This window comes from Streptomyces sp. Q6 (genome assembly GCF_036967205.1).
Classification (GTDB): Bacteria; Actinomycetota; Actinomycetes; order Streptomycetales; family Streptomycetaceae; genus Streptomyces; species Streptomyces citrinus.
This window is the reverse complement of record NZ_CP146022.1, coordinates 8,022,282-8,039,892: the sequence shown is the minus strand read 5'-3', so window position 1 is coordinate 8,039,892 and position 17,611 is coordinate 8,022,282. Positions and strand designations below refer to the sequence as shown.

Annotated in this window: 17 protein-coding genes and 2 pseudogenes; 7 read left to right on the top strand and 12 right to left on the bottom strand. The window is 72.6% G+C overall.

What is annotated here, in order from left to right:
* Positions 1-208 precede the first annotated feature (208 nt).
* Complete coding sequence (locus V2W30_RS36920) at positions 209-1,363, top strand: hypothetical protein (RefSeq protein WP_338702958.1); 1,155 nt, start codon at positions 209-211, stop codon at positions 1,361-1,363.
* Positions 1,364-1,375: 12 nt separating this feature from the next.
* On the opposite strand, the gene V2W30_RS36915 is transcribed toward V2W30_RS36920, so the two are convergent.
* On the bottom strand, positions 1,376-1,726 hold the full coding sequence (locus V2W30_RS36915; RefSeq protein ID WP_338702957.1) for a hypothetical protein: 351 nt from the start codon (positions 1,724-1,726) through the stop codon (positions 1,376-1,378).
* 74 nt (positions 1,727-1,800) lie between these two features.
* Here V2W30_RS36915 and V2W30_RS36910 point away from each other — a divergent pair, with 74 nt between their 5' ends.
* Complete coding sequence (locus tag V2W30_RS36910; protein WP_338702956.1) at positions 1,801-2,157, top strand: DUF779 domain-containing protein; 357 nt, start codon at positions 1,801-1,803, stop codon at positions 2,155-2,157.
* A 38-nt stretch (positions 2,158-2,195) separates the two neighbouring features.
* Positions 2,196-3,427 (top strand): annotated as a pseudogene (locus tag V2W30_RS36905) (phosphodiester glycosidase family protein).
* A gap of 4 nt (positions 3,428-3,431) precedes the next feature.
* On the opposite strand, the gene V2W30_RS36900 reads toward V2W30_RS36905, so the two are convergent.
* The 8 genes and pseudogenes from V2W30_RS36900 to V2W30_RS36865 form a co-directional block, all read right to left on the bottom strand.
* On the bottom strand, positions 3,432-5,009 hold the full coding sequence (locus V2W30_RS36900) for a hypothetical protein (protein ID WP_338702955.1): 1,578 nt from the start codon (positions 5,007-5,009) through the stop codon (positions 3,432-3,434).
* A 92-nt stretch (positions 5,010-5,101) separates the two neighbouring features.
* A complete protein-coding gene (locus V2W30_RS36895) occupies positions 5,102-5,296 on the bottom strand; it encodes a hypothetical protein (protein ID WP_338702954.1) in 195 nt (64 codons plus the stop codon).
* Positions 5,297-5,421: 125 nt separating this feature from the next.
* Positions 5,422-6,278, bottom strand: a pseudogene (locus tag V2W30_RS36890) (phosphatidylinositol-specific phospholipase C/glycerophosphodiester phosphodiesterase family protein).
* Between the two features lie 116 nt (positions 6,279-6,394).
* Positions 6,395-6,991 carry a chloramphenicol phosphotransferase CPT family protein gene (locus V2W30_RS36885; RefSeq protein ID WP_338702953.1) on the bottom strand — a complete coding sequence of 199 codons (597 nt, stop codon included), beginning with the start codon at positions 6,989-6,991 and terminating at the stop codon, positions 6,395-6,397.
* An 88-nt stretch (positions 6,992-7,079) separates the two neighbouring features.
* Positions 7,080-8,189, bottom strand: coding sequence for an acyl-CoA dehydrogenase family protein (locus tag V2W30_RS36880; protein ID WP_338702952.1), 1,110 nt, complete (start codon positions 8,187-8,189; stop codon positions 7,080-7,082).
* Positions 8,186-9,370: an acyl-CoA dehydrogenase family protein gene (locus tag V2W30_RS36875; protein WP_338702951.1), complete on the bottom strand. Its 1,185-nt coding sequence runs from the start codon at positions 9,368-9,370 to the stop codon at positions 8,186-8,188. The genes V2W30_RS36880 and V2W30_RS36875 overlap by 4 nt, the downstream gene beginning before the upstream one ends.
* A complete protein-coding gene (locus V2W30_RS36870) occupies positions 9,367-10,353 on the bottom strand; it encodes an NADPH:quinone oxidoreductase family protein (protein WP_338702950.1) in 987 nt (328 codons plus the stop codon). The genes V2W30_RS36875 and V2W30_RS36870 overlap by 4 nt, the downstream gene beginning before the upstream one ends.
* A gap of 96 nt (positions 10,354-10,449) precedes the next feature.
* The gene (locus tag V2W30_RS36865) at positions 10,450-11,079 is read right to left on the bottom strand and encodes an XRE family transcriptional regulator (protein WP_338702949.1); all 630 of its coding nucleotides are present in this window, start codon (positions 11,077-11,079) and stop codon (positions 10,450-10,452) included.
* Between the two features lie 107 nt (positions 11,080-11,186).
* On the opposite strand from V2W30_RS36865, the gene V2W30_RS36860 reads away from it, so the two are divergent.
* Positions 11,187-12,215: an NAD(P)/FAD-dependent oxidoreductase gene (locus V2W30_RS36860; protein ID WP_338702948.1), complete on the top strand. Its 1,029-nt coding sequence runs from the start codon at positions 11,187-11,189 to the stop codon at positions 12,213-12,215.
* Positions 12,216-12,266: 51 nt separating this feature from the next.
* Positions 12,267-13,166, top strand: a complete 900-nt coding sequence (locus tag V2W30_RS36855; RefSeq protein ID WP_338702947.1) for an SDR family oxidoreductase — start codon at positions 12,267-12,269, stop codon at positions 13,164-13,166.
* 52 nt (positions 13,167-13,218) lie between these two features.
* On the opposite strand, the gene V2W30_RS36850 is transcribed toward V2W30_RS36855, so the two are convergent.
* Together V2W30_RS36850 and V2W30_RS36845 are read right to left on the bottom strand one after the other, a co-directional pair.
* Complete coding sequence (locus tag V2W30_RS36850) at positions 13,219-13,674, bottom strand: PPOX class F420-dependent oxidoreductase (RefSeq protein ID WP_338702946.1); 456 nt, start codon at positions 13,672-13,674, stop codon at positions 13,219-13,221.
* Positions 13,675-13,726: 52 nt separating this feature from the next.
* Positions 13,727-14,566, bottom strand: coding sequence for an enoyl-CoA hydratase/isomerase family protein (locus V2W30_RS36845; RefSeq protein WP_338702945.1), 840 nt, complete (start codon positions 14,564-14,566; stop codon positions 13,727-13,729).
* A 166-nt stretch (positions 14,567-14,732) separates the two neighbouring features.
* Here V2W30_RS36845 and V2W30_RS36840 point away from each other — a divergent pair, with 166 nt between their 5' ends.
* Complete coding sequence (locus tag V2W30_RS36840) at positions 14,733-15,326, top strand: TetR/AcrR family transcriptional regulator (RefSeq protein ID WP_338702944.1); 594 nt, start codon at positions 14,733-14,735, stop codon at positions 15,324-15,326.
* Positions 15,323-16,780: an MFS transporter gene (locus V2W30_RS36835; RefSeq protein ID WP_338702943.1), complete on the top strand. Its 1,458-nt coding sequence runs from the start codon at positions 15,323-15,325 to the stop codon at positions 16,778-16,780. Before V2W30_RS36840 ends, V2W30_RS36835 begins: the two co-directional genes overlap by 4 nt.
* On the opposite strand, the gene hemC is transcribed toward V2W30_RS36835, so the two are convergent.
* On the bottom strand, positions 16,668-17,600 hold the full coding sequence (hemC, locus tag V2W30_RS36830) for a hydroxymethylbilane synthase (RefSeq protein WP_338702942.1): 933 nt from the start codon (positions 17,598-17,600) through the stop codon (positions 16,668-16,670). The two genes, V2W30_RS36835 and hemC, sit on opposite strands and share 113 nt — an antisense overlap.
* Positions 17,601-17,611: the final 11 nt, after the last annotated feature.

Below are 17,611 nucleotides of genomic sequence, written 5' to 3'. Positions count from 1 at the left end.
TCCCGAGGACGCCTTGCCCGGAGCGGCCACATCATGTGCATCACTTCTGAGACCTCTGTGCACACGGGTTCCACGAAGATTCCTCTCACACCTGGCGAACCGTGACAGGAAGCACCGGACATGGCGCGCCGGGCACCCCCTGCCTGCACCGTCCGGGGCGAAGGCGGCCCATACTGGGTCCCACCCCGTCCGCTCACAGAACGACTCCATGTCTAAGACCAGCACCCCCTCGCCCCTCGTCCCCGACACCGCGTGGCTGGGACGCGGGCGCCATCTCGGGCCCGAACCCGAGCAGGACGTCCGGCGCAACCTGATCGCCCTCGAGGCGGCCGGTGTGCTCGACGGCTTCCTCGATCTCGATCCCGTGGAGGCGGCCCGCTCCACCGCCCTGCACCCGCGGGACGAGGACTCCGTGCCCGGACCCGCGACCCGCCGCCTGTTCGAGGCGCGCTGGCGCCCGGTCGACGGCGTCACGGTCCGCGCACAGCTGACCACGTACGACGTCGAGGCGCGCCGCAAGGACGGTGCGCCCGGTGTCGGCTGGGTGCTGGCCGCCGAGGCGGAGCAGGCCTGGGACCCGCGGTGGCCGTCGCCGCTGACCATGTTCTGGCCGGACAGCGACAGCATCCCGTGGGACCACGACACGGTGGCGGGGCTGCGCCTGCGGGCACCGAACCCGCTGCCCAAGGACGACGACGAACTGCGTCACCTGCTGCGGGACTGCGCGAAGCAGAGCTGGTACGTGCACGTGGTGGTGCACGAGGCGATGACGCCGGACGCGCGCGGTCAGCGGCCGGTCACCGCGTATCTGCCGCCGAGCCTGCGACACCGGGTGATCGAGCACCGGGCGACGCCGGAGCAGGCGCAGATCGCGGACTTCGCGCTGCGCCGCGAGCTGAAGTCGGGGATGCCGCGCGGCGGCGCCGTCGTCCTGCCCACGTCTCCCCCGCCGCCGGGCTACGACGCGGACCACTTCACGGTGCGCAATGTCTTCCTCGACGGCTCCGAGCAGACCGAACTCCTCGCCAGGATCGCGGAGTTCGCGGCGATCCCGCGGCCCCTGTCCGCCGAGGCGGAGCAGGCCCTCACGCGGCTGCGCAAGGGCTGGCACCTGCTCACGCCGGACGAGGAGCTGGCCCACGCGCAGGACATGGTCGGCCGGTACGCGGAGGCACTCGACGCGATGACCCGGTCCCGTGATCTGTACCGGGAGGCGGCCGAGGCGGCGCAGGCGGCGCTGGCCGAGGCGACCGGCGGCGACGGGTTGCCGCGCCCCTCGACGGCCTCGCCCGGCAAGGGCGAGGCCTCCCCGCTGAGCGCCCTCACGAAGGCGTTCGGCCGGTTCCGGGATCCGGGGAAGTAGCGCGATCCCGCGTCACTCCTGCGGGCCGGGCTCGGACATCCGCAGCGCGATCTCCTGGAGCAGCTCGGAGGACGTGACGTCGCCGCGTCCTTCGTCGTGCACCTTCGCGAGCTGCATGAACACGAACGCGAACGCCTCGACGAGCGAGACGCTCGCCGGCATCAGGGCCGCGATCGTCAGCTCGGCCGCCTCCTCGGCGGTGGCTCCGGCCGGGATCTCGATGGTCGGGAACACCTCCGAGACCAGCTTGCCGAGTTGATTGACGTCGGTGTCGAGTGCCTCACCCGTCCCCAGTCTGCGCACCATCTCCTGCGTCTCGGTCAGTACGCCGATCGCCCGCAGGATGATCTCCCTCTGTTCCATGCGAGGAGCCTATGCGCGAAGGGCCTCCAGACGTGCAACGTGGTCGCAACGTCCCTGGGGCTTCACTGCCCGTCATGACCGACGTACCCCGCGTGGAGCTGACGCCCGAGGCCGCCGACCTGCTGCGGCGGCTGCGGGACGCCCACGGTCCGCTGATGTTCCACCAGTCCGGCGGCTGCTGTGACGGCAGCGCGCCGATGTGCTACCCGGAGGGCGAGTTCCGCACCGGTGCCTCGGACGTGCTGCTCGCGGAGCTGGCGGTGGAGGGGATGGCGGAGCCGGTGTCGTTCTGGATGTCGAAGAGCCAGTACGAGGTGTGGAGTCATACGCGTCTGATCGTGGACGTGGTCGAGGGCCGGGGCAGCGGCTTCTCGCTGGAGGCGCCGGAGGGCGTACGTTTCCTGATCCGTTCCCGGCTGGTCGGTACATAGCCATCGACGGGGCTCCGGACGTCTGCTGAACTCCCTTGATGCAGACGAGAGTTGGCAAGAGACGCAGAAGTGTTCTGGCGGCCCTCGCGGTCGCGGGCGTACTGGCGGGGACCGTGCTGGGCGGGGCGGCGCCGGCCGCCGCCGATCCGGGCGCGGCCCGGGTGGCGGCGGGCGTCACGTACACGGAGTTCGACATACCGGCGACCAGGGCACGGCGCACGCCCATGTGGTCACGGTCGATCTGCGCGACCCGCACATACGGGTGGGGCTGCTGCACCCGGGCGTGGTCGGCGCGCGGGCCACCGTGTCGTCGATGGCCGACGCGAGCGGCGCGGTCGCGGGGGTGAACGGGGACTTCTTCAACATCACGGAGACCCAGCACCCGGGCGTCGAGGCGACCGGCGCGGCGGTCGGGCCCGCGATCGCGAACGGACACCCGCTGAAGGCGGCCGTCCCGGACGGGCAGCGGTTCGGGCCCGCCCTGCCGCCGGGCACCTCGACGCGCGACGTGCTGGGAGTGGGGGTCGACCGGCGGGCCCGGCTCGACAGCCTGGCGCTCGACGGGTCGGTCCGCACGCGCGACGACGCGGTCCCGCTCGGCGGGCTCAACCAGTACGCGCTGCCGGTCGGTTCGGTCGGCGCGTTCACGGCGGACTGGGGCGGCGTGTCCCGGGTGCGCGCCACCTGCGGCACGGACACCCAGCGGGCGGCTCCGTGCAGTACGGACACGTACGAGGTCACGGTGCGCCACGGCCGGGTCGTGGCATCGGCCGACACCCCGGGCGGCGGTCCGATCGCGGACGCCGACACGGTTCTGGTCGGGCGGGAGGCGGGCGCCCAGTGGCTGCGGAAGCTGTCCGCGGGCGATCCGGTGCGGGTCACGCACCGGCTGGTCGCGGCCGGCTCCCGCGTCCCGTACGGCTTCGCGGTCGGCGGCTATCCGGTGCTGCGCGACGGCGCGCCGCTGCCCGGCCTGGACGCGAGGACCTCGGCCGTGCGGACCGCCGCCGGGATCGCCGACGACGGCCGGACCCTGATCCTGCTCGCCCTGGACGGGGCGCCCGCGTACCGCACCGGTCTGTCGATCGCCGAAGTCGCCGACACGATGCGGTCGTTGGGTTCGACCGACGCGTTCAGCCTCGACGGCGGCGGTTCCTCGACGCTGGTGTCGCGGGACCCGGGGGCGGCCACGGTGACGGTCCGCAACCATCCCACGGATCCCCCGGAGCGCGCCGTCGCGAACGGCATAGGCGTCTACTCCCGCCCGTAGCCGGTCAGTTGTCCCGCACGGCCACCAGCCCGTTGAAGACACCGACGTAGGCCGTCCCGTCGGGGCCGAGCGTCACGGGCGCCCAGTTGTTGTCGTACGCGACGCCGGTCCCCGCGAGGCGCTTCCACCGGGTCTCACCGCTGCGGAAGTCGACGGCCGTGAGGTACCAGGCGTCGACGCCGAGGGAGTTGGGCTCCTTCGTGTAGAAGTACAGCAGCCCGTTGGCGGTGGAGAGCTTCGGCACGGTGGAGGGGGCGCGCACGCCGCTCTCCCACACCGTGTCGCAGCCGCTGCCGTCGGCGCGTACGTCGATGCGGGTGACGCCGCCGACGACGCTGCGGCCGAAGGTGAGGGACGTGATGTTCTCGTAGCCGTAGTTGTTCTCGACGACGAGGCTGTTCCCGTGGGAGATGAGGGAGTTGTCGGTCGTGGAGGCGCCGGAGCCGAAGACCGGCACCTTGCAGACGAGCCGTTCGTCGTCGGGGACGTCGGCGCCGCGGCGGTAGACGAGGACGTTCATGCGGTCGTCGGCGTTGTCGGTGATGGCCACGTAGTCCTCCCCCTCGCCGAACAGGTCGGGGGTGGTGCCCGAACCCTGGTTCACGGAGCCGGGTTTGGTGCCGGTGCCCCGGTCGTAGGTCTGCCGCCAGACCGACTTCGGGGTGCCGTCGGGGGCGGCCGTGAACCCGTACAGGGCGTGGTCGGTGACGATCGAGACGCCGTCCTTCGCGACGGAGAACGAGTTCTGGATCTCCTCGCCTTGCAGGCGGATCGAGCGGATGGTGCCGGTGGCGGGGTCGACGGTGCCGACACGTCCCTGGCGGGTCACCCACCAGATCCGGCCTTCCCAGTCGGGCATCACGGCGGTGACGGGGTCGCACTCGCCGCTGGGGTAGAGGTTCGTCCAGCTGACGCAGTCGTGGGGGACCTGCCCGGTGAGGTCCCAGTCGTCGGTGACGACGAACCGCCAGCTCCCGTCCGCCGCCTGTTCGTGCGCGAGGCGGACGATGTGCTGCCGGGAGTCGGCGAGGACGAGGCGGTCCTGGTCGTCCAGGTAGGAGTAGGCGCCGCCCGACGTGTCCTTGAAGATCTTCGCGAAGTCGAGCCGGGTGATCGCCTCGACGGTGGAGGGCCGCTGCGGGAGCTGGTACTCGGCGAGCGTGGCGAGGCTGTGCGGGTCGAGGAGTTTGACGAGGAACCCGGTGAAGGTGCCGCAGACGGTGACGATGCGGCCGGCCCGGTCGAACGTGACGGTGGCGCACTCGCCGCCGAGCGCCGCCATCTGCTCGCTGCTGACCGTCGGACTCTTCCCGCTGGGGCCGCTCCAGGGGTACGTGCCACTGCCCCAGGCGTCCGCGTGCATCCCGCTGCGGCCGTTGGCGGCGAGGTACGGGTGCTGGTCGGGGGCCTTGCCGGGGACGGGCTGCGGGGCGGCGGGCGCGCCCTCGTACTGCGTGACGAGGCGGTGGCCCGGGGCCTTGGGGATCTCGTCGGCCGACGCGACCTGGGGCTGCACGGCACAGGCCGCCGCGAGGGTCAGGGTGAAGGCTGCGGCACGGGCGAGATGTCTGCGAGGCGGCATGCGCCGAAGCTAGGTCGCCACCCTTGAAGTGTCCATGCATATACGGGAGTTGTTCACGAACCCGAAACGATCACGCGGGGCGCGGGGCGCGGCTACGGGTTGAGGCTGCTGACGAGCCCTGCGGTGGCACTGATGCCGTTGTGGATGGTCGGGGCCGCGCTGGTCCCCGCGAGCAGGAACCCCAGGAAGACGCACACGAGGGCGTGCGAGAGCTTCATGGAACCGCTGCGCAGGAAGATCACCGCGACGATCAGGAGCAACAGCACGATGGAAATGGACAGCGACATCGTCGAACCTCCTCCGCCACGTCAACACCGTGGCTTTCGGCCGCAAGTGTGACGCAGCGGAGGACGCCCACCGGGGCATGACCTGTCCCCCGAACGGGTGTTAACAGCGGGTCACCGTCCCACGGTCACCGGTCGTGGGCCTCGAGGAAGGCTTCGAGCCCGGCGAGATCGTCGGTGTTCAGGTGGTCGACGTCGGCAGCGATCAACTCGGCCCAGACCGCGTCGCGTTCGGGCCCGGCGAGATCAGGCGTCGCCCAGAACCGGACGCGCTGTCCGCGCGCGTGAGCCGCGTCGACGATGCCGCGCAGCTTGGCGCGCTCGGCCGCAGGGATCGGGCCGGTGCCCAGCCAGGTGAAGTTGTTCGCCCAGTTGTCGCTGATGAGCGGGATGAAGGAGGCGGGCGCCGCAGTGCCGAGGTCGGCGAGGCGGCCGTCGTAGAACGCGCTGCGGCTGCGCTGCGCCTCCATCGGGACGCGGGCGGCTCGGTCGCCCGAGACGACGGCTGTGACGGGTCCGTTGCGCACCCGCCCGTGGGCGTACGTGGTGAACAGGCCGCGGTAGCGGCGCAGTTGCCGGTCGAGTTCGAGGTACGTCGCGGCGCCCTCGGTCTTGATGTCGACGAGCAGGTGCAGCGGGGTGCGCCACCCCCGGTACACGGAGCCGTGGTTGGCCCTGACGCGGGCGGCGAGCGGGGCGAGGTAGAGCGAGTCGAGGGTGCGCGCGGGGTCGAGGTCGATCGGGTCGTGGGCGACGAGGAGCTCGCCGTTCACGAGGTAGATGTCGGCCTCGACGCTGTTGAACCGGTGGTCGAGCGCGTCGAACAGGGGCCGCGGGTGCTCGTAGTCGTTGTGGGCGTGCGCGCGCGGGAGCGGGCGGGGCCGCGCCGCCCTGCCCCGGCGTGCGCGAGACCGGGTGCGGCGATCCCGGTGGCGAGTGCGGCGGCGAGGGTGCCGAGCGCTCTGCGGCGAGTGGTCAGGGCCATGTGTGCCTCCCGTGGTGGGCGGGTGGGGACACGGGTGAGTATGCGGGGCGGGGGACGCCGAAGGGCAGTGCCGTGACGGGAGTTGGCCGGACTGCCGCCCCTGGTTCACCGCCGGGTCATCGCGCCGGGACCTGGCGCGCCGGCTCCCCCGCGGACAGTCGCTCGCGCAGGCGGCCGAACGCGGTGGGGGTCGGCCGGTGGGGCAGGAACGCCTTGATCTGTTCGGCGCAGTCCCGCGGGCTCGACAGGCCGGTGTCGCACTCGATGTCGTAGTCGATGTCGGCGTCGCCGTAGCGGTGGACCTGGTCGTACTGGAGGGCCGCGAGTCCGGGCGGGCGGTCGCCGCGGGCGCGTTCGCGGCGGGTGAGTTCGTCGAGCGGGCAGCGGACGCCGACGAAGACGACGTCCTCGGGGCGCAGCACGCTCAGGCAGTCGCGCAGCCGCCAGGGCTCGCTGAGCACGTGGTCGACGACGAGGTCGTTGCCGACCTCGGCCATGGCCGCGATCGCGCGGTGGAAGCCCCTGCGGGTGCGGCGCAGAGAGGCGTCGAGTTCCTCGGGGCCCAGGTCGCGCCGGGTGCGCATGGCGTTGAAGGCGTCCACCGCCAGATGGAAGTGGACGCCGTCGTCGAGGACGTCGAGGAGTTCGCGGGCGATGCTCGACTTGCCCGAACTGGACGTGCCGTTGAGGAAGATGATCCGGCCAGGCGTCATACGGTCATGATCACACGGGCGCGGAGGGGCGATGCCGCACGGGCCGACGGCCACCGCGTCGGCGGTGGCCGTCGGCCCGCGGGGACGCTCAGGGCGCCCGGAGGTCGATCAGTTCGGCCAGTTCCTCGCGGTGGCGGCCCGCCGTGCCGAGGGCGATCGAGTCGGCCTTGGCCCGCTTGAGGTAGAGGTGGATCGGGTGTTCCCAGGTCATGCCGATGCCCGCGTGCAACTGGAGGGCTTCTTCGGCGGCGTGCACCGCGACGGGCGCCGCGTAGGCCTGGGCGACGGCCACCGCGATGTCGGCGTCCGCGCTGCCGGTGGCGAGCGCGTCGGCCGCGTTCCGTGCGGCGGCACGGGTGTTGACGGTTTCCAGCCACAGCTGCGCGAGCCGGTGCTTGAGCGACTGGAACGAGGCGATGGGCCGGTTGAACTGGTGGCGCTCGCGGGTGTAGCGCACCGTCTCGGCCAACAGCCACTCGGCGAGGCCGAGTTGCTCGGAGGCCAGGAGACCGGCTCCGGCGCGCAGGGCACGGCGCACGGCCGGTGCGGCGTCCCGGGCGAGCAGCCGTCCGGAGGCGCCGGACAGGGTGACGGTGGCCAGTGGGCGGGTGCGGTCGAAGGAGATCTGCGCCTCGACCGTGACGCCCTGGGCCGTGGCGTCGACGGCGAAGAGACCGTCCGCCGTGGGCACGAGGAACACGTCGGCGGCGGCCGCGTCGGCGACACCGGTCACCTGCCCGGTGAGGGCGCCGTCCGCTTCTCGTACGTCGTCGAGGGCGCGCCCGGACGTCGCCGCCGACGGCACGGCGAGTGCGCCGACGGTGCGGCCCGAGGCGAGGGACGCCAGCAGGGTGGCGGCGGCGTCCGTGTCACAGGCAAGCAGCGCCTCGGTGGCGATGACGGCACTGGTCAGGTACGGCACGGGGGCGACAGCGCGCCCCAACTCCTCCAGGACGACGGCGGCTTCGCGGTGCGAGGCACCCTGGCCGCCGCGCTCCTCCGGTACGAGGAGACCCGCGAGGCCCATGCTCTCGGCGAGGTTCTTCCACAGGGCGCGGTCGTGCGGCTCGTCCGACTCGATGCGGGCGAGGACGGCGGTGGCGTCGCAGTGGTCGGCGAGCAGGTCGCGGACCGCCGAGCGGAGCGCTTCCTCCTCCTCGGAGTAGAGGAGGTCGGGCTGGGTGGGCGTCGTGTTCATCGGGCGAGGTCCTTCCAGGCGACGTCCTTGTCGGTGCGGGGCTCGGGCGGCAGGCCCAGGACGCGCTCGGCGACGATGTTCAGCAGGACCTCGCTCGTCCCGCCCTCGATGCTGTTGCCCTTGGCGCGCAGGTAGCGGTAGCCGGCCTCGCGGCCCGCGAAGTCGACGATCTCGGGGCGGCGCAGCGTCCAGTCGTCGTACAACAGGCCCTCCTCGCCGAGGAGTTCCACCTCCAGGCCGCTGATCTCCTGGTTGAGGCGGGCGAAGCCGAGCTTCATGCCGGCGCCCTCGGGGCCGGGATGTCCGGCGACGAGCTGCTGGCGCAGCCGCTCGCCGGTGAGGCGGGCGACCTCGGCGTCGACCCACAACTTCACGAGGCGCTGGTGCAGGTCGTGGGTGCGCAGCTCGGGGCGCTCGCGCCACGTACCGGCGACGATGCCGATGAGGCCGCCCTCGCGCGGGATGCGGGCGCCGCCGATGGCGACGCGCTCGTTGTTGAGGGTGGTCTGGGCGACCTTCCAGCCGTTGCCGACATCGCCGAGGCGGTGGGCGTCGGGGATGCGGACGTCGGTGAGGAACACCTCGTTGAACTCGGCCTCGCCGGTGATCTGGCGCAGCGGCCGCACGTCGACACCCGGGTCGGTCATGTCGCACACGAAGTACGTGATGCCCTTGTGCTTGGGCACGTCCGGGTCGGTGCGGGCGATGAGGATGGCGAACCGGGCGTTGTGCGCGCCGGACGTCCACACCTTCTGGCCGTTGACCGTCCACTCGTCGCCCTCACGGACGGCTCGGGTGCCGAGCGCGGCGAGGTCGGATCCGGCGCCGGGCTCGCTGAACAGCTGGCACCAGATCTCCTGGCCGGTCCACAGCGGCTTGAGGAACCGCCGCTTCTGCTCGTCGGTGCCGAAGGCGAGGATGGTGGGGGCGGCCATGCCGAGCCCGATGCCGTTGCGCCTCGGGGCGTTGTCGGGGGCGCCGGCGGCCTCCAGTTCGGCGTCCACGACGGCCTGGAGGGAGCGCGGGGCGTCGAGCCCGCCGAGGCCCTCGGGGTAGTGCACCCAGGCCAGGCCCGCGTCGAAGCGGGCGCTGAGGAAGTCGGCGCGCGGGGTGGTGGCGGGCGGGTGCGCGGCCAGGAACTCCTGGGTGAGCGAGCGCAGTCGAGCGGCGTCGACGGTCATGCGGCGGCACCTTCCTTGTCGGCGGTCAGGCCGGGGATCACGGCGACGCGGCCCGTGGTCACGCCGTCGGCGACGCGCTGCACGGCGGCCGCGGCACCGGTCAGGTCGACCCGCTCGCTGACGAGGGGCTTGATCGCGCCGCGCGTGGCGAGTTCGGTGAGCCGCTCGTGGCAGTGCGGGATGAGCTTGGGGTTCTTGCTGGCGTACAGCCCCCAGTGCAGACCCATGATCGAGTAGTTCTTGACGAGGGCGTGGTTGAGCGCGGGGCTCGGGATGGTGCCGCTGGCGAAGCCGACGACGACGATCCGGCCCTCGAAGGCGACGGTCTTCGCGGACTGCGTGTACGCGTCGCCGCCGACCGGGTCGTAGATCACGTCGGCGCCGCGGCCGCCGGTGGCCTCCTTCACGGCGGCGATGACGTCCTCGGAGCGGCGGTCGATGACGACGTCGCAGCCGAGCTCGGCGGCGACCTTCGCCTTCTCCGGGCCGCCGACGACACCGATGACCTTGGCGCCCGCGGCCTTGCCGAGCTGGACGGCGGCGCTGCCGACGCCACCGGCGGCGGCGTGCACGAGCAGCGTCTCGCCGTCCTGGAGGCGGGCGCGCTGGTGCAGGCCGAACCAGCCGGTCTGGTAGCCGATGTGCAGCGCGGCCGTCTCGGCGTCGTCCAGCGCGTCGGGCGCGGGCAGCAGGCCGCGCGCGTCGGCGACGGCGTACTCGGCGAAGCCGCCGTACGGCAGGACCGGGTTGGCGATGACGCGGCGACCGTCCTCGGTCTCGCCGCAGATCTCCACGCCGGGGGTGAACGGCAGCGGCGGCCTGACCTGGTACTGACCGCGGCACATCAGCGCGTCGGGGAAGTTGATGTTGGCGGCGCGCACCTTGAGCAGGACCTGCCCCTCGCCGGGCACGGGGCGCTCGACCTCTTCGAGGCGCATCACCTCGCTCGGCTCGCCGATCTCGTGCACTTGCCATGCCTGCATGCGGAGCCTCCACGGGACTGCGTCGTCACACCGGGTTCCGCTGCATACTAAGCGGTCGCTTGCCCTTCTGTGAATGCCCCTGCCGGGTCGCTCCGCTCACTCCTCGGAGCGGGCCGTTCGCGCGGGCCGTGCCCGTACGTGCATCCGCTCCCCCTGCGGCCCGAAGAGGCTGAGGAACTCGGCGGGACCCTCGCCGGTCGAGCCGAACCAGTGCGGCACGCGCGTGTCGAACTCGACGGCCTCGCCGGGGCCGAGCACCACGTCGTGCTCGCCGAGGACGAGGCGCAGCTTGCCGGAGAGCATGTACAGCCACTCGTACCCCTCGTGGGTGCGGGGGTCGGGCTCCATCAGGCGCTGCGGCTCGATCACCTTGTACGCCTGGAGGCCGCCGGGCTGCCGGGTCAGCGGGATCAGGGTCCGGCCGCCCATCTTGATCGGCTTCGCGCGCACCCGTGGATCCTCCACGGGCGGGGCACCCACCAGCTCGTCCAAGGGCACCTGGTGGGCGCGGGCGATGGGCAGCAGCAGCTCCAGGCTGGGCTTGCGCAGCCCGGACTCCAGGCGGGAGAGCGTGCTGACCGAGATGCCGGTCGTCTCGGAGAGACCCGACAGCGTGGCGCCGCGCTCCTTGCGCAGCGCGCGCAGCCGGGGGCCGACCCCGGACAGCACGGCGTCCATGCTCGCCCCGGACGGCTCGTCGTCGTGCTCGTGCGTGTGCTGGTTCATGCATCCATTGCAGTTTCGGCAAATGCATTTGTCAATACGGTCGGCTCAGATGCACCTTCATGAGTGCAGGTACACACACAGAGACGCACGGACGACGAGGTGGGCACATGAACGGGACCGAGAAGGAGACGTACGAGGTCGTGGTGGTCGGCGGCGGCGCGGCGGGCCTGTCGGCGGCGCTGATCCTCGGCCGCTCGCGCCGCTCCGTGCTCGTGGTCGACGCGGGCGAGCCGCGCAACGCGCCGGCCGCGCACATGCAGGGCTACCCGTCGCGGGACGGCATGCCGCCGGCGGAGTTCCTCGCCGAGGTGCGCCGCGAGGTCGCCGGGTACGGGGTCGAGCTCGTACGGGACCGGGTGACGGCGGCCGACCCGGACGCGGCTGGGGAGTTCGACGTGGCTCTCGCGGGCGGCGGCCAGGTGCACGCACGTCGGCTCGTGGTCGCGACCGGCCTGGTCGACGAGCTTCCGGACATCCCCGGCGTCGCCGAACGCTGGGGCCGGGACGTGATCCACTGCCCGTACTGCCACGGGTACGAGGGGCGGGACGAGCCGATCGGTGTCCTGTACGGCAAGGCGTTCGGCACGCACCAGGCGCTGCTCTTCAGTCAGCTCTCGAACGACGTGACGCTCTTCCTGCACGACGTCGACGCGGACGCACTCCCGGACGCGGACTGGCAGATGCTCGCGGCGGCGGGAGTGAGCGTCGTGACCGGCGCGGTCGCCGAACTCGTCGTCGAGGACGACCGACTGACCGGTGCACGGCTCACCGACGGACGGACGGTCGCACGCTCGGTGTTCGTCGTGCCGACCCGCATGGTGCCCCGCGACGCGCTGCTGGCCGCCCTGGGCGCCCGCACGAAGGAGACCCCGGCCGGTCCCTTCGCCGACATCGACCCGACGGGTCTGACCAGCGTGCCGGGCGTGTGGGCGGTCGGGAACGCGGCGGGGCCCGCGGAGCAGGTGGTCAACGCGGCGAGCGCCGGGTACCGGGCCGGCACCTTCATCAACACGGACCTGCTCCACGCCGACCTGGAACGAAAGGTCGCGCTGCGGCGGTCCGGGGTGTTCTCGCCGGAGGGCGAGCAGGCGGTCGCACGGGCGCGCCAGGTGTCCCAGGTGTCCGAACCGGCGTGAAGTTCGCTCCAGGCATGGAGGGTTGAGCGCTCAAGCGGTATCCATGCCCGCATGAATCCCTCCTCCGTACCCGGCCTGCCCGCCCCTCCCCCGCTCGGTGCGTCGGCGCTGCCCCCGGACACGTACGACGGCAGGCTGGTCCTGGTGACCGGGGGCGGCACCGGGCTCGGGCGGGCCGTCGCCGCCGAGTTCGTACGGCTCGGCGCCTCGGTGATGATCGTCAGCCGGAAGGCGGAGCATCTGGCGCCCGCGCGAGAGGAGTTGGCCCGTATCGAGGGCGCGGGCACGGTCACGGCGGCGACCTGCGACATACGGGACGCCGCGCGGATCGCCGAGGTCTTCGACGCGGCCGAGGCGGCGCACCGCCGCATCCCGGACGTCCTGGTGAACAACGCCGCCGCCAACTTCCCCGTACCCGCTGAGGAGTTGACGCCGAACGGCTGGCGCTCGGTGGTCGACATCACGCTCAACGGGACGTTCCTGATGACCCGCGAGTTCGGCCGCAGGCACCTCGCCGCGGGCACCCCGGGTTCGGTGATCGCGGTGGGTGCCTCGTACGCGTGGACCGGCGGCCCCGGATTCGCGCACAGCGCGGCGGCCAAGGCGGGCGTGAAGAACCTGGTGGAGACCCTCGCGGTCGAGTGGGGCCCGTACGGCATCCAGGTCAACGGGCTGGTGCCGGGCCTGATGCCGCACGACGACATGACGCCCGACATCCGCGAGAACCTCGACCGGGCCGATGATCCGGCCGCCCGCCAGCCCGCTCTCCGGGTGGGCGCGCCCAGGGAGTTGGGCTGGGCGGCGACCTTCCTCGCCTCGCCGTACGCACGGTTCATCAGCGGGCACACCCTGGTGGTGGACGGCGCGAACTGGCAACGACGCGGCCTGGTCAACGCACCAGTGACAACCGTGCGCGACCAGCTCGGCCGCGGACCGTTCGACCCACGCTGAGCGGCGTACGTGCCGTGCGGCAGGCTGCTGACAGGCGTTCCGCACCCGGCCCTCAGCCGATCCGCTGCCCGTAGACGTGGTCGACGGCCATGATCATCAGGACGCGCCGGTCGGCGACCATGACCGTCCGGTACTCGTCCCAGTCGGGGTGCTCGCCGGCGGCCGCGCGGTAGTAGTCGACCAGCGCCTCGACCTCCGGGCCGTGCGGATCGGTACCGGGGCCGATGAGCGTGACCTTGCCCTCGGCGGTGGCCCACGCGCGGCCGCTGGAGCCGGTGACCTCCAGTGCCGCCCGCGGGTCGCGGCGCAGGTTCGCGGTCTTGGCCCGCCCCTCGGTCATGGATACGTAGAGGGTCTCGTTCGCGCGGTCGTAGAAGGGCATGACGGGTGAGAGCTGGGGCAGGCCCCCGGACTTGATCGTGGCGAGGACACCGAGGCGGCTCTCGGCGAGGAGGGTGCGGGGGTCGAAGTCCGTGGCGGCCGTGCCGTACGTGTCTGCGGTAGTCATACCGAGCGCAACGGACCCGGCGCGTCGTTGATTCCGCCCGGCCCCGGCACGCTCACGCCCCGCGGAACTCCGGTGGCCGTCGCTCCCCCTTCGCGGCGAAGCCCTCGCGCGCGTCGTTCGAGGTCAGGGTGAGGGCGGCGCTCATCGCCACCCGGTCCAACGCCGCGTCGAGCCCGGCGTCGGCGTACGCGTCGATGTCGCGCTTGACGGACTGCACGGCCAGGGGCGCGTTGGCCGCGATCTCGGCGGCGACGTCCCGGGCGGCCTCCTCCAACTCCGCTTCCGGGACGACGTGTTGGAGCAGTCGCAGTTCCCTGGCCGTGACCGCGTCGATGCGTCGTCCGGTGAGCGCGAGGAACTTGGCCCAGCCCGCGCCCGCCTCCCGCGCGATGCGCAGATCACCGCCCGCGTCGACGGCGACGCCGAGCCGCGCCTCGGGCAGCGCGAACACGGCGTCGTCCGCCGCGATCCGCACGTCAGCCATCAGGGCCAGCTCGAACCCGAAGCCCAGGCAGTACCCCCGCACGGCGGCGACCACGGGCTGCGGCAAGCGGGCGAACGCGGCGAACCGCTCGTGCACCCAGCGGATGCCCTCGTAGTAGGCGCGGCTGCGCGCCGATCCGCTCTCGCCCTCGATGCCGCCGCCGGGCGCGGTCACGTCGATGCCCGCGCAGAAGGCCCGTCCCTCGGCCCGCAGCAGGACGACGCGGATGCGGTCGTCGAAGCGGATCCGGTCGGTGAGCACGCCGAGCTGACGGCTCGACTCCCAACTCCAGGCGTTGAGCTTGGCCGGGCGGCACAGGGTGAGGACGCCGATGCCGTCCTTCTCGACGTCCAGGCGCAGCCGCCGCGCGTCGCCGTCGGGGATCTCGGTGTCGAGGGTGTCGATCATGTGGTCTCCGGCCGGCTCGTCGGCGGGTGCGGGCGGCGCGCAGCGTAACGCGTCCGCGTACGACCTTGAAGGGATGCACGACGACCGACGCGAGTAGACACTGTCTACCTCCGTCGGGTAGACAGTGTCTCTGCACGAGGACCGGCAGGGACTGCGGAGGGAACGCATGGACGGCGCGGACAGCGGCGGTATCGGCTCACTCAGGGATCGACTCGTCGACACGGGTGTCGCGCTCGTGGACGCGGAAGGGGCGGCGGCCCTGTCACTGCGGGAGATCGCCCGCAGGGCGGGTGTCTCGCACGGAGCACCCAGGCGCCACTTCCCCACGCACCTGGAACTGCTGTCGGCGATCGCCCGGCGTGGCTTCGCGGAGCTGGGCGCACAGGCGGACGAGGCCGTACGGGCGGCCGGGGACGAGAGCGCGCGGGCACGGCTCGCCACCCTGGCCCGTACGTATCTGGACTTCGCGGCGGACCATCGCGGCATGTATGAGCTGATGTTCCGTCACGATCTGCTGGAGAGCAACGAGTTGGGGCTGCGCGACACGAGCCTGCCGCTCTTCGAGGTGCTGGTGGAGCTGGTCGCGGCGGCCCGTCCCGACGTCGAGCCCGCTGTCGTGGCGGGCGCGTTGTGGGCCAATCTGCACGGGGTCGCGCAGTTGTGGGGCTGGGGCAGTCTCCAACTGGCCGTGGGCGGCGACGAGATCGAGCCGCTGCTCGCTTCCGTACTGGACGCTCACCTGGGTCCGGTGGCGCGATGAGCGCCCCGGCGCAGCGGCGGGTCATGCTCGCCGGGAGCGTCGTCGGCGCGGTGCTGGTGGCGCTCGACGGCACGGTCCTGACGATCGCCCAGCCCGCGCTCCAGCGCGATCTGGGTGCCTCGCTGTCGCAGGTCCAGTGGACGAGCACCGCTTATCTGATCGCGGTGGCGAGCCTGCTGGTCTTCGCGGGGCGGCTCGGCGACCGGTTCGGACACCGGCGGCTGTTCGCGTACGGGATGCTCGGGTTCGCGGCGACGTCGGCGGGCATCGGGCTCGTCCCGGGCATCGGCTGGGTGATCGCGCTGCGCGTCGTCCAGGGCGTGTGCGGGGCGCTGCTGCAACCGGCGACGCTCGGCATGCTGCGGGCCGCGTACCCGCCGGACGAACTGGGCATGCCGATCGCGCTGCGGACCAGTGCCATCGGGCTCGCGGCGGCCGCGGGTCCGCTGGTCGGCGGTGTCCTGACGGCGCATCTCGGCTGGCGCTCCGTGTTCTTCCTCGGCGTGCTCCCGGCGGTGGTGATCGCGCTGCTCGTCCTCTTCGTACGGGAGCCGCGGGTAGCACCGACGACGACGCCCGTGGGGCTCGATCCGCTCGGGGCGCTGCTTCTCGGCACCGCGCTGGCCTGCCTCGTCACGGGACTTGTCGCACTCCCGGGGGCAGGTGCGACACCGGCGCTCGCCGGGGCCGCCGCGGCGACGGCGCTCCTCGTCCGGCACGAGCGCCGCACCTCCAGCCCGCTGCTCACCCCCGCGATCGTCGCGTCGCCGGTGTCCGCGGCGGCGCTGGGCATCCTGCTCACGTCGTCGGCGGCCCTGTTCGGGTCGCTGTTCGCGGCGACGTACTTCCTCCAGGACGTGCTGGGCCTCGACGCCCTGGCGACGGCCCTGCGGATGCTGCCCGCCGCGCTGTGCATGGTCCTCGCGGCGCCGCTGAGCGCGGTGCTGCTGCGTCGGCACGGCGCGAGGGCGACGACGGCGGCCGGGATGCTCCTGCTGACGGCGGGCGTCCTCGGCTTCGGCCGGCTGGACGAAGGCGCCGCTCAACTCGCCATCGGCGCTTGCGCGGTGGCGATGGGCGCGGGCTTCGGCACGGTCATGGTGAGCGCGACGGAGGTCCTGGTGCGCCGGGCGTCCGAGGCGCACGCCGGGGTCGCGGGCGGGTTGCAGCAGACAGCGATGAACGTGGGGCCGACGCTGGGCGTGGCGACGGCCACGACACTGCTGGCGTCCGGCGCGGACTTCGTCGGCTCGATGCGCACGACGCTGACCGTCCTGGCGGCCCTGACGTGCGCGGCCGCCGTGGCGGCGCGCCTGCTGCCGGCACGGGAGACGGAAGCCGTCAGTGCGGGATCCCGTCGATCAGTTCCCGCGCCCCCTGACGCAGCAGCGCCACCGCCACGGACATCCCCAGCGTCGCCGGGTCCAGCGGACCCGCCCATTCCTGGGCGTTGAGCACCCGCTTGCCGTCGGGCGTGAACACGCAGGCGCGCAGCGACAGATCGCCGCTGCGCTCGGCCCGCGCGTACCCGGCGACCGGCGAGTTGCAGTGGCCTTGGAGGACGTGCAGGAACATGCGCTCCGCCGTCGCCTCCCGCCAGGTGTCGCGGTGGCCGAGCCCGCTCACCGTGTCCAGGGTGACCGTGTCGTCGGCGCGGCACTGGAGCGCGAGGATGCCGGCGCCGATCGGCGGGCACATCAGCTCGGGCGCGAGCACGTCGGTGACCACGTCCGTGCGGCCGATCCGCTCCAGCCCCGACAGGGCGAGCAGCAGCACGTCGGCGTCGCCCGCCGCGAGCTTCTCCAGCCGCCTGTTGGCGTTGCCGCGCATCGGCACACACATCACGTGCGGGTGGCTGGCGGCGAGTTGAGCGACCCGGCGGACCGAGGACGTGCCGATCCTGGTGCCCTCGGGCAGCTCGTCGAGGGTGCGGCCGTGCGGGTCGATGAGCGCGTCGCGGACGTCGTCCCGCTTCAAGTAGGCGCCGAACGTGCACCCTTCGGGCAGCGGGCGGTCGGCGGGGATGTCCTTGAGGCAGTGCACGGCGAGGTCGGCGCGCCCGTCGAGGAGTGCCTGGTCGACCTCTTTGGTGAAGGCGCCCTTGCCGCCGAGTTTCGCCAGGTCACCCATCCACTTGTCGCCGCTGGTGGTGACGGGGACGACCTCGGTGCGCACCTCGGGGTGGAGCGCGGCGAGTTCCTCGCGGACGCGCTCCACCTGCGCCAGGGCCATCGGAGAGGAACGGGAGACGATACGGATCAGCTCGGCAGCCATCCCGCAACGAT

Bases quoted from the DNA above. Each gene is read 5' to 3' on its own strand.
- V2W30_RS36835 (WP_338702943.1), top strand. From the start codon at position 15,323: ATGAGCGCCCCGGCGCAGCGGCGGGTCATGCTCGCCGGGAGCGTCGTC.
- V2W30_RS36900 (WP_338702955.1), bottom strand. From the start codon at position 5,009: ATGCCGCCTCGCAGACATCTCGCCCGTGCCGCAGCCTTCACCCTGACC.
- V2W30_RS36865 (WP_338702949.1), bottom strand. From the start codon at position 11,079: ATGAACCAGCACACGCACGAGCACGACGACGAGCCGTCCGGGGCGAGC.
- V2W30_RS36895 (WP_338702954.1), bottom strand. From the start codon at position 5,296: ATGTCGCTGTCCATTTCCATCGTGCTGTTGCTCCTGATCGTCGCGGTG.
- V2W30_RS36920 (WP_338702958.1), top strand. From the start codon at position 209: ATGTCTAAGACCAGCACCCCCTCGCCCCTCGTCCCCGACACCGCGTGG.
- V2W30_RS36885 (WP_338702953.1), bottom strand. From the start codon at position 6,991: ATGACGCCTGGCCGGATCATCTTCCTCAACGGCACGTCCAGTTCGGGC.
- V2W30_RS36870 (WP_338702950.1), bottom strand. From the start codon at position 10,353: ATGCAGGCATGGCAAGTGCACGAGATCGGCGAGCCGAGCGAGGTGATG.
- V2W30_RS36845 (WP_338702945.1), bottom strand. From the start codon at position 14,566: ATGATCGACACCCTCGACACCGAGATCCCCGACGGCGACGCGCGGCGG.
- V2W30_RS36910 (WP_338702956.1), top strand. From the start codon at position 1,801: ATGACCGACGTACCCCGCGTGGAGCTGACGCCCGAGGCCGCCGACCTG.
- hemC (WP_338702942.1), bottom strand. From the start codon at position 17,600: ATGGCTGCCGAGCTGATCCGTATCGTCTCCCGTTCCTCTCCGATGGCC.
- V2W30_RS36840 (WP_338702944.1), top strand. From the start codon at position 14,733: ATGGACGGCGCGGACAGCGGCGGTATCGGCTCACTCAGGGATCGACTC.
- V2W30_RS36860 (WP_338702948.1), top strand. From the start codon at position 11,187: ATGAACGGGACCGAGAAGGAGACGTACGAGGTCGTGGTGGTCGGCGGC.
- V2W30_RS36915 (WP_338702957.1), bottom strand. From the start codon at position 1,726: ATGGAACAGAGGGAGATCATCCTGCGGGCGATCGGCGTACTGACCGAG.
- V2W30_RS36855 (WP_338702947.1), top strand. From the start codon at position 12,267: ATGAATCCCTCCTCCGTACCCGGCCTGCCCGCCCCTCCCCCGCTCGGT.
- V2W30_RS36875 (WP_338702951.1), bottom strand. From the start codon at position 9,370: ATGACCGTCGACGCCGCTCGACTGCGCTCGCTCACCCAGGAGTTCCTG.
- V2W30_RS36850 (WP_338702946.1), bottom strand. From the start codon at position 13,674: ATGACTACCGCAGACACGTACGGCACGGCCGCCACGGACTTCGACCCC.
- V2W30_RS36880 (WP_338702952.1), bottom strand. From the start codon at position 8,189: ATGAACACGACGCCCACCCAGCCCGACCTCCTCTACTCCGAGGAGGAG.